The 12,029-nt window shown below is 60.8% G+C and carries 19 protein-coding genes and 1 pseudogene; 4 read left to right on the top strand and 16 right to left on the bottom strand.

What is annotated here, in order from left to right; all coding sequences use genetic code 11:
* Positions 1–18: 18 nt before the first annotated feature.
* The 3 genes from EJ076_RS28820 to EJ076_RS28805 form a co-directional block, all read right to left on the bottom strand.
* Positions 19–447, bottom strand: a complete 429-nt coding sequence (locus tag EJ076_RS28820) for a BA14K family protein (protein WP_109659809.1) — start codon at positions 445–447, stop codon at positions 19–21.
* Between the two features lie 184 nt (positions 448–631).
* Positions 632–844, bottom strand: coding sequence for a cold-shock protein (locus EJ076_RS28815; RefSeq protein ID WP_013530020.1), 213 nt, complete (start codon positions 842–844; stop codon positions 632–634).
* Between the two features lie 471 nt (positions 845–1,315).
* A complete protein-coding gene (locus tag EJ076_RS28805; protein ID WP_006202520.1) occupies positions 1,316–1,528 on the bottom strand; it encodes a cold-shock protein in 213 nt (70 codons plus the stop codon).
* Positions 1,529–2,029: 501 nt separating this feature from the next.
* On the opposite strand from EJ076_RS28805, the gene EJ076_RS28800 reads away from it, so the two are divergent.
* Positions 2,030–2,443: a Kazal-type serine protease inhibitor gene (locus tag EJ076_RS28800; RefSeq protein WP_126070163.1), complete on the top strand. Its 414-nt coding sequence runs from the start codon at positions 2,030–2,032 to the stop codon at positions 2,441–2,443.
* 76 nt (positions 2,444–2,519) lie between these two features.
* On the opposite strand, the gene EJ076_RS28795 is transcribed toward EJ076_RS28800, so the two are convergent.
* The 5 genes from EJ076_RS28795 to EJ076_RS28780 all read right to left on the bottom strand — a co-directional run bounded on the left by EJ076_RS28795 (position 2,520) and on the right by EJ076_RS28780 (position 3,921).
* Positions 2,520–2,741, bottom strand: coding sequence for a hypothetical protein (locus tag EJ076_RS28795; RefSeq protein ID WP_109659816.1), 222 nt, complete (start codon positions 2,739–2,741; stop codon positions 2,520–2,522).
* Between the two features lie 97 nt (positions 2,742–2,838).
* Positions 2,839–2,976 (bottom strand): hypothetical protein, encoded by a 138-nt coding sequence (locus tag EJ076_RS35345; RefSeq protein WP_164482279.1) that lies wholly within the window; start codon positions 2,974–2,976, stop codon positions 2,839–2,841.
* 43 nt (positions 2,977–3,019) lie between these two features.
* Complete coding sequence (locus tag EJ076_RS28790; protein WP_126070162.1) at positions 3,020–3,304, bottom strand: hypothetical protein; 285 nt, start codon at positions 3,302–3,304, stop codon at positions 3,020–3,022.
* Positions 3,301–3,570: a hypothetical protein gene (locus tag EJ076_RS28785; RefSeq protein ID WP_126070161.1), complete on the bottom strand. Its 270-nt coding sequence runs from the start codon at positions 3,568–3,570 to the stop codon at positions 3,301–3,303. Before EJ076_RS28785 ends, EJ076_RS28790 begins: the two co-directional genes overlap by 4 nt.
* A 144-nt stretch (positions 3,571–3,714) precedes the next feature.
* Positions 3,715–3,921, bottom strand: coding sequence for a cold-shock protein (locus EJ076_RS28780; RefSeq protein WP_023809797.1), 207 nt, complete (start codon positions 3,919–3,921; stop codon positions 3,715–3,717).
* 326 nt (positions 3,922–4,247) lie between these two features.
* Between EJ076_RS28780 and EJ076_RS28775 the strand changes: the two genes are divergently transcribed.
* The gene (locus EJ076_RS28775; protein WP_126070160.1) at positions 4,248–4,472 is read left to right on the top strand and encodes a hypothetical protein; all 225 of its coding nucleotides are present in this window, start codon (positions 4,248–4,250) and stop codon (positions 4,470–4,472) included.
* A gap of 187 nt (positions 4,473–4,659) precedes the next feature.
* Entirely contained in the window at positions 4,660–6,300 is a 1,641-nt protein-coding gene (locus tag EJ076_RS28770) for a sulfotransferase (RefSeq protein ID WP_126070159.1), read from the top strand.
* Between the two features lie 131 nt (positions 6,301–6,431).
* On the opposite strand, the gene EJ076_RS28765 is transcribed toward EJ076_RS28770, so the two are convergent.
* Complete coding sequence (locus EJ076_RS28765) at positions 6,432–6,785, bottom strand: DUF1428 domain-containing protein (RefSeq protein WP_109659825.1); 354 nt, start codon at positions 6,783–6,785, stop codon at positions 6,432–6,434.
* Between the two features lie 74 nt (positions 6,786–6,859).
* Entirely contained in the window at positions 6,860–7,288 is a 429-nt protein-coding gene (locus tag EJ076_RS28760; RefSeq protein ID WP_126070158.1) for a glyoxalase/bleomycin resistance/extradiol dioxygenase family protein, read from the bottom strand.
* A gap of 232 nt (positions 7,289–7,520) precedes the next feature.
* Here EJ076_RS28760 and EJ076_RS28755 point away from each other — a divergent pair, with 232 nt between their 5' ends.
* A complete protein-coding gene (locus EJ076_RS28755) occupies positions 7,521–8,135 on the top strand; it encodes a glutathione S-transferase family protein (RefSeq protein ID WP_126070157.1) in 615 nt (204 codons plus the stop codon).
* A 57-nt stretch (positions 8,136–8,192) separates the two neighbouring features.
* Here EJ076_RS28755 and EJ076_RS35340 read toward each other — a convergent pair whose 3' ends face one another.
* The 6 genes and pseudogenes from EJ076_RS35340 to EJ076_RS28730 form a co-directional block, all read right to left on the bottom strand.
* The gene (locus tag EJ076_RS35340; protein WP_164548759.1) at positions 8,193–8,366 is read right to left on the bottom strand and encodes a hypothetical protein; all 174 of its coding nucleotides are present in this window, start codon (positions 8,364–8,366) and stop codon (positions 8,193–8,195) included.
* A gap of 137 nt (positions 8,367–8,503) precedes the next feature.
* On the bottom strand, positions 8,504–8,812 hold the full coding sequence (locus EJ076_RS28750; RefSeq protein ID WP_057143482.1) for a HigA family addiction module antitoxin: 309 nt from the start codon (positions 8,810–8,812) through the stop codon (positions 8,504–8,506).
* Between the two features lie 24 nt (positions 8,813–8,836).
* Positions 8,837–9,112, bottom strand: a pseudogene (locus EJ076_RS28745) (type II toxin-antitoxin system RelE/ParE family toxin); the annotation flags it as partial.
* 110 nt (positions 9,113–9,222) lie between these two features.
* Positions 9,223–10,746, bottom strand: a complete 1,524-nt coding sequence (locus EJ076_RS28740; RefSeq protein ID WP_126070156.1) for an ABC-F family ATP-binding cassette domain-containing protein — start codon at positions 10,744–10,746, stop codon at positions 9,223–9,225.
* 297 nt (positions 10,747–11,043) lie between these two features.
* Positions 11,044–11,583 (bottom strand): hypothetical protein, encoded by a 540-nt coding sequence (locus tag EJ076_RS28735; protein ID WP_126070155.1) that lies wholly within the window; start codon positions 11,581–11,583, stop codon positions 11,044–11,046.
* Between the two features lie 48 nt (positions 11,584–11,631).
* Complete coding sequence (locus tag EJ076_RS28730; RefSeq protein WP_126070154.1) at positions 11,632–11,976, bottom strand: hypothetical protein; 345 nt, start codon at positions 11,974–11,976, stop codon at positions 11,632–11,634.
* Between the last annotated feature and the right edge of the window lie 53 nt (positions 11,977–12,029).

The following is a 12,029-nucleotide window of genomic DNA, read 5'->3' as shown; positions in this document are numbered from 1 at the left end:
TTTGGGGGCAGGGATGCCTCAGTTGGCAGTGCAGAAATGCTGTTCGCCGTCATTGCCGGTGAACGTGCCGGTACGGGAATTGAAGCTGCGGTAGCGGTCCGAGCAGTATTCGTACCAGTCACGCGTCCACGGCTCGGCATAACGATCGGCGTAGACAACCCTCGGTTCCGCATAGTAGCGGCGGACCGGTGCCGGGCGCACCACAACGTCACGATCGTAGTAACCGTCATCGTAGTAGCGGTCAGCGTAGGGCGGGGGCTGGTCATTGGCCAACGCGCCACCGATCAGCGCGCCGGCCGCGAGGCCGAGGACGCCGGCGGCGATCGCATCGCCATTGCCGTGATGGCCGTGATGGCGCCAGTCACGCGCATTGGCGGCGGGCAAGGTTGCGAGCGTGGTGGCGGCGACGGCAGCGGCCAGGACGGCGGTTTTGAAAATTCGGTTCATGTCGGTCTCCTTCGTACCGGCCCGTGCAGTTTCGGAGGATGCGGTCCGGCTTTACCAAAGACTAATATGCGACCGTGGCTGAACGGGGGCTGAACGGATTTCGACGTGTTTATTCAAAACAGACGTCAAAGGTCACACACTCTCAAGGGGCGAAACCGCCCGCCGCAGCCGGTCTGAAGCCGGCTCAGCCGACCGACAGGTTGACGGCTTTCGGTCCCTTGCCACGCTTGTCCGGCTCGGTGTCGAATGACACTTTCTGGCCATCCTCGAGACCGGGAAGACCGGACGCCTGCACGGCCGAAATATGGACGAAAACATCCTTCGCGCCATCATCGGGCGTGATGAAGCCGAAGCCCTTGGCATGGTTGAAGAATTTGACGGTGCCGGTCTGCGGCATGGGAAGCTCCTTTGTCCCATAAATTCCAGTCTCGGGCCGGCAAATGCCCGAGTGGAAATTTGTCCTTTATTTTAGCGTCATCGGCAAGAGAAAGTTTTGCGGGCACCTGAAGCGCCTCGCGACTCGCTTTAAGTCTTTGTTTTCATGCGTATCGTTCCCCCAAACCCAAGACCACCTTTGAGCGACATGCATTAAGGTCTGTCGATATTCAGGTGAGGCGGCCTGCAAATGGCCGTTTCCTGCGCTTCCGGTGCTCACGTACCCAAACGTACGCTCCGCTCCGGTTCTCGGTATCAGCCATTTTCGGCTCGGCCTCGCCTGAATCTCAACAGACCTTGGTCTGCCTTTTTCGGTACGAAAAAGGCGCGACGAAGATCGCCGCGCCTTTCAAAATTCAAATCTCTCTCCAAGCCAGGTTCAGGCATTGGAGCCTCCGTCGCGCGTCCGAGAGACGTGCGGCGTGCCGATGGCTCAGGCAGCGCGGAGGTTGACGGCCTTGGGGCCTTTGCCCATGCGGTCCGGCTCGACGTCGAAGGTGACCTTCTGGCCGTCGACGAGCGTGCGCAGGCCCGAAGCCTCGATCGCGGAAATATGGACGAACACGTCCTTGGCGCCACCATCGGGCGTGATGAAACCGAAGCCTTTGGTCGCGTTGAAGAATTTAACGGTGCCGGTCTGGGCCATTGGGGAAACTCCTTCACCCGTTCAGTCTTTGGTGGTCCTGCCCGCCGCCTGGCGCAAAGGGCAGTTCCCGGTGGTTGCTTCGGCAGTCATGCATTGGCGCATGGTCAAACCCCCCGCCGAAAACGGGGCCGTCAGAGATTCACAGTATCGGGGAAAGGTCGTCCAAAACGTTCCGCTCTCCGGGTCGCAAATGCCCGAACACGGAATTTATCGCACGGAAACGTGATGGTTGCAAGATAGCGCCGCGGGCCGCCGCACTGGCGCATCCCGACGCATGAATCGACTGACCTGAGCATCGATCGGCCCGGCATAAGCTTGCTTGCCGACCGGGTCATCGGCCAGAGCCGGGCCACGAATGGGCCAGATGTCGAGGTGGCCGAGGAAGCTGATGCCGCCCACGGCCCAGGCGCCGTTTCCGGCTGTAATGGCTGCAAACGGGGGTTGCATTTGGCAAGGGAATGGCGAGGATCGGCAACCGGGACGCGATCGTGGGAGATCATCATGAAATTTCTGGCGACAATCTTTTCGCGACAGGGTTTTGCCATCCTGTTGCTGTCGGCAATTCTTGCCGCCTGCACCGTCGTGGTCGATGAGGGACCAGGGCCGCGCCCGCGTCCGCCACGGCCCGAACCGCAATATTGCAGCAAGCAGTACGAACCGGTCTGTGCCCGCCGCGGCGGCGACCGCCAGACCTTTGCCAATGCCTGCCTTGCCGACCGGGCCGGCTATCGCATCGTGCGCGACGGTCCGTGCCGCGACGGTGGTGGTGGCGATGGTGGCGGCCAAGAGCAGACGTTCTGCACCCGCGAGTATGCGCCGGTGTGCGCTCGCCGGCACGGCGAGATGCGTACCTTCCCCAATTCCTGCGAAGCCCGCGCCGCGGACTATCGCGTCGTTGAAGACGGGCCGTGCTGAGAAGGCTGGGCGATATTCGCAGGACATGATCAGATCGGCAAAGGCAGCGCGTGAAGATTGAAGCTCGCGCTGCTGGTCACGGTGCCGGATACGCCCCGTCGGCCGGGCCGGCGTAAAGCTCGCTGCCATCGTCGTCGCAAATGCGCAGGCGATCGGGGGTTTGCGGCATGGCGAGCGTGTGGAACAGCGCGGTAGCACCCTGCAGCGCGGCGCGCAGGTTCGGCGCTTCCAGCGATACCTTGTCGAGGGTGGCTTCGTCGGCGTCGCGCGACCGGTAGAACTCGATGACGAAGTTCAAGCGCGCCTCCGTGGCAGAGCATTGCGCGGGCCTGTTCAATCAATTCGCCGCCTCACATAGGGACGGAGAGGGCGCACGAGGCGCGCCCTCCAGTTTGTCAGCCCTTCGATTTCGGCTTCAGGCTGCTCTCCGCCTGTTTGACCGACGAGCCGAACGGGGAGGCGGGCTTGGCCACGACCTTGTCCTTCTTCGGCTTGCGCGTCTCGCGGTTGCTTCGCTGTTGACCCTTGGACATGTCGTGCTCCTGCTGCGTTTTGGCTTGGCTTTGCGGTGGTGTCTCAGACGACCGGGCTGTCAGCAACAACCGGGTCGTTGGCAACAACTGGGTTGTCGGCCGGTTCGAGATTGTCTTCGGTGGTGACCCGCTCATGGGTCTCCTGCTCGCTGCGGATGCGGTATTGCGGCGAGCCGTCCTTGACCGGCAGCCTGCTCTTGATCTGGAACAGTTCGGCGGTCTTCTGGACGAGGCCGGTGCGGCTCTTCATGCGCACGGTCTGACCGATCGCAAACTGGTGCGCGGGCGTGTCGGTGCGCGGGCGCGCATTCTGCTGGAAACGGATCATGCTGCATTCTCCCTGTCGCGCTTCAGCGCTGTTTCGAGTTCGAGGTAATCGATGGCGACAAGCTGGCTGGTGGGCGGGTTTTTCACTGCCCTTGCCGGCAGATGGATGAAGGTGGCGACGCGGCGCCAGGCAAGCCGCGACATGCCCTCGATCAGCTCTTCGTCGTGATTGATGTCGTAGTCGCCGGCCGGCAGCTGCCCTTCCAGTCCGCCGAGCACGAAAGGTGCCGCGAAATGCGCGATGGAGTGGGTGGTGCGGTCCGGCATTGTCTTACCTGTGCAAAGCAGCGGTCCTGAAAGCAAAAAAGCGGGGACGAGCCCCGCTTTCCTATTTCCGGCAGTCGCTGGAAATAAGCCGCTTTCGAGAGCTGCCAGTACATCCGTGGTCAGCGTTCATCGAATTCGGCCGGATCAGATCAATTGCAAATTGGCGGCCGACTCGCGGCCCTTGGTGTCACGCTCCAACTCGAACTGCAGCTTCTGGCCTTCGGCAAGTCCGGGGAAGCCGGCGCGCTCCAGTGCGCTGACATGGACGAAAACGTCCTTGCCGCCATCGGTCGGCTGAATGAAGCCGAAGCCCTTCTGGCCATTGTAGAACTTAACGGTTCCGGTGTTCATGTGGATCTTTCGAAGAATGAGACATGGCCGCGGAGCGAATATGCCGCGCGCCCGGTATCGAAGATTTGGAATGAGATTGGCGGGTCGAGAACCTCTGACGCCGCGAGATGCCAATTCTGGCCCAAAGCCATCCTGTCTATATAGGCTGATAGGGCTGATTGTTCAAGAAGATTCATGAAAAACTCGGACGGCGGCAAAAAAATAGATCGCTGTAATTATTTGAAAAATCCTGATATGGCTCAGTGGCTTTCAAAAAATTGCTTAAATTTACGCTGGGCCGATTTTCCCGGCACTTGCATTTTATTTATTCCTGGAAGGAAAAAGCCATGGTTTCCGTCAGAACCTCGAGAGGCATGACCGCAGCGATCAACCCGATGATCAAGCCGACCATCATACACGCCATTGCCGCCGGCCCGACCGGCAAGCCGATGATCGTCAAGTCGGCACGGCTGACCATCAGAAGCGATGAGGCGGCAAGACGAACGATCGCCGATACCGATGGCACCGTAAGGCGGGCCAGACAGGTCGCAGAGACCAACCGCCTGATTTGAACGCTTTCGCGGCGACGGAAAGGGCGCGGAACCACGCGAAGACTTGAACCTGGCGCGCCAATGGCCTAGATCGCGGCAGGCGGACAAACACGGCAGGTTTCCCATTAACAGAGATCAGAGACGAGCGGCGGGTGCGGGAGCCAGGTCTGGCGCGGGAGGACAGCCGCCGCTGGGCCTCGACCAGTATGTGCAGCAGGCGCTGCAACTGCATCAGGCCGGGCGCCGGCAAGAGGCCGAGACGATTTACCGGCAGGTGCTGGCGCGTCAGCCCAAGCACGCGGCCGCCGCGCATTTCCTGGGACTGCTGCTGCACCAGACCGGGCGCAGCGAAGAAGGGCTGGATCTCATCGAACGGTCGGTGAGCATGCAGCCGACGAATCCCGATTTCCTCAACAATTTCGGTACGGTGATGCGCGACCTCGGCCGCCCTGCTGCGGCCATCGATTTCTTCCGAGGCGCGGTGGATCTGCGGCCGGACCAGCTCGCGGCGCGCGACAATCTCGGCTCGTCGCTGAAGCAGGTCGGCCAGTTCGAAGAGGCCGAAGAGATTTATCGCGGCACGGTTGCTCGCAACCCATTTCATGTGCGCGCCCGCATCGGGCTTGCCGAAACCCTGCAGGAAGCCGGGCGGTTGGACGAGGCGCTGGCTGCCTTCCGCGAAGCGCTGGCGATACGCCCCAAGGATGCCGACCTGCTGCACGGGCTCGGCGTCGGGTTGATGGAAAAGGGCAAGCTCGACGAGGCGGCAGATCTGTTCCGGCAGGCGTTGGCGATCAACCCCGCCATGGCCACAGCCTGGCTGATGCTGACGCAGGTCAAGCGCCAGAAGGAGCGTGACAGCGAACTGACCAGCATGGAGGCTCAGCATGCCAAGGCGCCGCAGGACAGCCTGTCGCGCATGCAGCTGTCCTTCGGTCTCGGCAAGGCCAATGACGATCTGAAGGATTATGGCCGGGCCTTCGACTATTTCGCCGAGGGCAATGCGATCCGCCGCAAGGGCATCGATTACGACAAGGCCAAGACGCGGGCCGAGTTCGAGGCGATGAAGGCAACCTTCGATGCCGGCTTCTTCGAGAAACACAAGCCCAGCTCAATCGGCGACGATACGCCTATCTTCGTCGTCGGCATGCCGCGCTCGGGCACGACGCTGGTCGAGCAGATCATTGCCAGCCATCCGCAGGTCTATGGCGCCGGCGAGCTCAGCATCTTGAAGAAAGCGGTCGGCAAGCAGTTCCCGGCGACCATGCCGGGTGGCTTCCCCTGGGGCGTATCGGAGACCGGCGATTCGGATTTTGCCGAGGCAGGCCAAGCCTATCTTGACATGCTGCATGCCCGCTATCCGAACATGCGCCACGTCACCGACAAAATGCCGGGCAACTTCCTGCTTGTCGGCTTCATCCACATGATGATGCCGAAGGCCAGGATCATCCATTGCGCGCGCGATGCGGCGGCCACCTGCCTGTCGATCTACAAGGTGCATTTCCGCGGCGACAGCCATCGCTATGGCTACGATCTCGGCGAACTTGCCGACTTCCACAATCTCTACACCGACATCATGGCGCATTGGCACACGGTGCTGCCAGGGGTCGTGCATGATGTGCGCTACGAGGATTTCGTTGCTGACCAGGAAGGCCAGACGCGGGCGCTGATCGCATATCTAGGCCTGCCCTGGGACGATGCGGCGCTGTCCTTCCACGAGACCGACCGGCCGGTGCGCACGGCTTCCGCCGCACAGGTGCGCCAGCCGATGTATCAGGGCTCGGTCGATCTTTGGAAGCGCTATGGTGACCGGCTGAAGCCGCTGCTGGACAAGCTAGACCGATATTGAGGTGAGGCCGGCCTGCGAACGGCAGTTCCCTGCGCTTCCGGTACTCACGTACTTGAACGTACGCTCCGTTCCGGTTCTCGGAAACTACCGTTCTCGACTCGGCCTGACCTAAATCTCGACCTAGCTTGGCGTTAGAGCTCCATGAATGGCTTGAAGCCGCCGAAGATCATGCGCTTGCCGTCGAACGGCATAGGGCCCCAATCGGGTGTCAAGCGCGGGTCGGCCATCACCTTGGCCATGACGGCATCGCGGTTCTCCCGCGATTCATAGACGGCCCAGGAGAAGACGACGATCTCGTCGTCTTTTGCCTGCACGGCACGCGGAAACGAGGTCAACTCGCCATAGGGCACGTCGTCGCCGATACATTCGACATAGGCGAGCGCGCCGTGTTCCATCCATATAGGGCCTGTGAGGTTGGCCAGCCTCTTGTAGTCATCGAGATTTGCCTTGGGCACGGCAAGCACGAAGCCATCGACATAGGACATTGTGGGTTTCCTCCTGGAAGTTCACAGGGCCTCACCGACGCCAGCTGGTGAGGGACTTCGCCATTGGCGATAGATCAGGCTTTCTTCGCCGGCGCGTTCATCGCCCACTCGACGCCGAACGGGTCGCGCATATTGCCCCACTGGTCACCCCAGAACATGATTTGGAGTGGCACGGCGACTTCGCAGCCGGCATCGACGGCGCGCTTCCACCAGGCATCGATTTCATCGGCGCCGAGATGGAGCTGCATGGTGTAGCCCTGCGGCTTGACGGCGGGCATCCCGTTTTCGGGATAGAAATCGGAGAGCATCAGCGTCGAGCCGTTGATGTGGAGATGGATGTGCATGGTGCGGCCTTTTTCGTCCGCCGGATAGGCAAAGACCTGCTCGGCGCCAAAGGCCTTCTTGTAGAATTCGGCAGCCTTGAAGGCGCCATCCAGCTGCAGATAGGGGGTCAATCCGCCGAGCACTTTGGCTGCGGGCTGAACGGGGGTCTGATCAGTCATGTCTTGCTCCTCTTTGGGTTTGGCCTTGCCAGTCATAGGACGCATGAGGTGACGGCGATCCTACATGGTCGCGAAAATTTTCGGTGGTCGGCCCCGGATAGGTCGGGGAGCCGGCTGGAGCGTGAGGCGTGAAACGAACTTGCGTCGGCCGCCTCAAATCAGAGCGCAATTCTCGCCGCTCGCGGGCTAGAACGGATGGATCACGCGACGCTTCCTCACCTCCGAGACGACAATGATCCTCTACTATCAGACCCACTCACCCTTCGCGCGCAAGGCGCTCGTCTTCGCTCATGAAGCCGGCATTGCCGATCGGCTGGAAGTCATTCATCACGAGACCAGTCCGACCTTGCGCAATGCTCGCGTCTACGCCGAAAACCCGCTCGGCAAAGTGCCGGTGCTGGTGCGGCCCGACGCGTCGCCGATCTTCGATTCCGATGTCATCTGCGCCTATCTCGACACGCTGCATGATGGCCGCAAGTTGCTGCCGCAAGACGGCGAGGCGCGCTGGCAGGCGTTGCGGCTGCAGTCGGTCGCCCAGGGCTTGGCGCAGACAGGCATAGCGTTGCGCTGGGAGACAGAAAGGAGACCCGAACAGCTGCGTTATGCTGCTCTCGCCGACGGATGCCGGGAAAAGATCGAGGCGAGCTACGACTGGATCGAAAGCACGCTGGACGACGAGGCGCCACTCCATGTCGGCCATATAGCCTTGGCCACCACGCTGTCCTGGATGGCGTTTCGTCACCTTCCGCCTTTTCGCTCACGGGCGCGGCTGACGCGCTGGTTCGAGGCTTTCGAAAAGCGCCCATCGATGCAGGCGACACCGCTTTCGGGCGATACGCATGACTGACTGGCGGTCGCCAGGCGGCGGCCGGCATTGATGGCCTGGGTTGCCCGGCTGCAGGGGTCAGGGAGCTCTGCGGATCCGTGGACCATTTTCCGCGTCGGTCAAGATTTCCGGCCAGCCGATGTCCTTGCGCAATTCGATCGGCAGGGAAAGCAGGGCGCGCTCGCTGCGATGGCGGGCGCGAGCTTGCATGTAGCGGGTGGTGATGCGGCCTATGGATGACAGTGTGAACATGATGCTTTGTCCTCGGTTGAAGCCGGCATCATTGTGTCGGCATCCCAAGGACGCGGTGCGTGGCGGTCATCCGACAGACAGTCGAAAATTTTTGCGAGCGGCGTTTAATATTCTATTCAGGCGCCGCCGAACGGCGCCTACGCAACCTTGAGCGTCGGGATAGCTGAAACATCAACTTCACGCTCTGCGTGCCAGGCATCGAAAGCCGCCTGCATTCGAAGCCAGATCGCGGCGCCGTCGCCGAACAGCTTTCCAAGGCGAGCGGCCACAGCGGGCGAAACCGGCTTCTTTTCGCGGATGATGTCATAGAGCTGCTGCCGAGAGATCCCGAGCAGATTTGCAATTTCCACCTTGGTCTTTCCAGTTGCCGGGATAATGTCCTCAAGCAGCGCTCCCGGGTGGGAGGGACAACGCTCAATAGGACGCGTCGGCTCGTGCACGGTCATAAGTCGAACTTCTCCAATCTGGCAGTGATATTGCTCGAAATCAACGCGGGCGGCGTCCTTGCCGTCGAACTCGAATGTGATGCACCACGGACCGTTGACATGGACCGTGTAACGGATGGGATCGAAGCCTTTCAGCGGGTGGAAATCGAAGCCGGGGAGGTTCATTTCCTCCGGCTTCTCTGAAGCTTCCAGGCGGTCAAGCCGGACAAGAATGCGCTTGTGCATCTTGGCGTCGATCTTGCCGGTCTTTCCGGTTTGAAAGAGATCCGCCAGTGCCTTGTTCTTGAAGGACTTGATCATCGATATATGTAAACAGATTGCTTACACAGATCAAGAGCTGTAAGCAAATAGTTTACAGGCTTATTGCCTTCAAAGCAGATCAAGAACCGAACTCCTTCGATCCGTCGCTCTCAACCCTCCTCGGCCACCAAGCGGAAGAACTCCTCCGGGTCTTCGACTTCAGTGAGCTTCCGCTTCTCGATCAGCCAGAAGCGGTTGCCGATGGCGCGGATGAAGGAGCGGTCGTGCGAGGCGAGCACGCAGCTTGCCTGATGCGCCAGCAGTTCCGCTTCCAGGGCTTCCTGGCCATCGATGTCGAGATGGTTGGTCGGCTCGTCGAGCAGATAGAAGTTGGGGTTGGCGAGCCTCAGCGCCAGCATCATCAACCGCGCCTTCTGGCCGCCCGACAGCACGCCGATCTTTTTCTCTTGCATCTCGATGACCACGCCGGCGCCGGCCAGCAAAGATCGCGCGCGCTGTTCGCCGACATCGTAGCGGCGCGAGACCATCGCCAGCGGTGTGTCGTCGCCGCTGATGCCCGACAGCGCCTGGTCGCTGTAGCCGAGCACCGTCGATGGCGTCACCTTCACATTCCGCACCGTGTCCGGCTCGACAATGGCATTGCGGATCAAGGTGACGAAGCGTGACTTGCCGACGCCGTTGCGGCCGAGCAGCACGATGCGGTCGCCCTGGCAGATGTGGCGCTTGCCGGTCCGAAACAGGAGCGTGCCGTCGGGCGTTTCGACAGCCGCGTCGTCGAGCGTGATCAGCACCTTGGCGTGGGTGCCGCGATTGGCCAGTTTTATGGCTCCCGCCGACTTTTCGCGGTGCGCCGGAGCCGCCGCCTCTTCCAGCCGCTCGGCGCGTTGATTGAGCTGCTTGGTCTTGACCGTCAGCAGATCGCTGCCCGAATTGATGCCGATGTTGTTGAGTTTTGCCGCCTGCCGGCGCAATTGCTGCGCCACCTTCATGTCGCGCTGGAACTTGCGCTCGTTCGAGGCGTCGACCTCGTCGAGTGCCTGCCTGGCGCGGGAGTAGGGCAGAGCAAACACCGGCGACTGTTCCGGGCGCAGAAACAGCGTCCGGTTGGTGGTGGCGTCGAGGAAGGCGCGGTCGTGGCTGGCGATGACGACAGGCACTTCGCGCGGCAGCGTATTGAGCCAAGTCTCAAGCTGGCTGATGCGGGCGAGGTCGAGATGGTTGGTCGGCTCGTCGAGCAGCAGCACGTCCGGATCGGTGACCCAGACGCGGGCGATCAGCGCCAGCCGCTGCCAGCCGCCGCTCAGCGCCTGCATTGGCCGCTCGCGCATCGGCTCGGGCACATCGAGCGAATCCAGAACCACGTCGACACGCCACATCTCGCTGTCGGCCTGCTCGGGCGGCAAGGCGTCGGCGACCACCTGATGGAAGCTGCGGCTGAGAAGAGCCGGGGCAACGGATTGCTCGACATGGCCGACGCGCAGGCCGCGCGTGCGGGTGATGTCGCCGGAGGTCGGCTCCATCTCGCCGGTCAGGCATTTCAGCAAGGTCGACTTGCCGCGGCCATTGGCGGCGACGATGCCGAGCCGGTCGCCGGTGCCGATGGTGAGGTCGAGATTGGCAAACAGCGGCGCACTCATGGTGACGCCGAGGGATTTGAGGCTGATCAGGGCCATTTTTGATTTCTCTGGTCTTGCCGGAGACAACTCCGGATGCACTTTGACGGTGCGCGTGCTGGCCATCAGGCTCGGCGTTGCAACACCACGAAGGGCAGACCAAAAAATCGAAGCGGGAAAACCCGGACCGTCCCTGGTCAGCCCTGCAAGCTAGCTCGCAGGGCAGAAATCGGGCCACGCTGACGATGGTGACGATGAAACGTAAACACGTGAGCCCTCCTTTCAAGACGTTCGAGTGTGGGGACTGGCTACACCAAAGGCGGGGCTGCTGGCAAGTGTGTCCTCTGCAGGCCGGCCTTAGTCTGGCGAAGGGAATATGAAGTCACCCTTAGTTCGCTGGATTTCCTGCGGCGTCAGGAAGTGAAACTCCATCAGAATCGGTTCTTCCGGTCCCTTGAAGAAATGAAGCTCGGCGTGAGGGAGCACGAGCCGGCGGACAGTTTCAAATCCGCTTTCCAGCTTATATTCCTCGGCTTGCAGCCCCAGATTTGCGAGGAGCGCCTTGGCGGCCGAAAACGTCATAGCTGGACTAAAGCCGTCGAGATCGATTTGGCTGTTACCACTCCATTTCAAAGGCAAAGGCTTGGGGACATCAGGCATGTGCCAAAGTTTGACGCTGATGCGATGGACGCGTGCTCGATTGCGCCTGGTCAAAATGTCGATTTCCAGATCGCCATAACCTAGAAGAAAGCCGCACGGCTGATCCTGATAGACATATAGCCATTTAGGAAAGCCAAGATGTTTCTGGACCGGACCGAGATCAGCTCCGGCCCGCAAAGGCGTGTCCTTGCTGCCTAAGATTAGGGGGAGAATATGGAGCTTGCCTCGCTGTCGCATCGATCAAACCTTGGTTGCCCGGACATCTCATCGCATCGCTTCGCCAGGTCAAGGGTGCAACACAGGTCTCAAGTGACCACCGGTCACTCCATATTCCTTGTTCAAGTCGAGCAGGAAATGCCCGAAAACCGCGCTTGTGCCGAGATCGATGACGATCACGAGAAGGGCGTTGAACCGGCCGGTGCCAATCAAAACTTGATCGAACCGATTTTGGGCATCCCGGTAAACATAATGGACGTCGTTCAAATAGGGCACGCCGACTTCGTCCAGATTTAGCGCGTCGACATAGGGCCATATGTCTACGACAGCATTCGCCGTCGCGGTGATATTCGTCATCGGCTCGGCAAAGCAAGCCTTGAACTCTTCTTCATCAAGTCTGCGAACGACGACCATCACCTATTCTAAGCGGCGGCATCTGAAATCCGCAACCAATCGCAGACTCGAAG

This window comes from Mesorhizobium sp. M7D.F.Ca.US.005.01.1.1 (genome assembly GCF_003952545.1).
In the GTDB taxonomy this organism is placed as follows: domain Bacteria; phylum Pseudomonadota; class Alphaproteobacteria; order Rhizobiales; family Rhizobiaceae; genus Mesorhizobium; species Mesorhizobium loti.
This window is presented reverse-complemented; position numbering and strand designations above follow the sequence as displayed.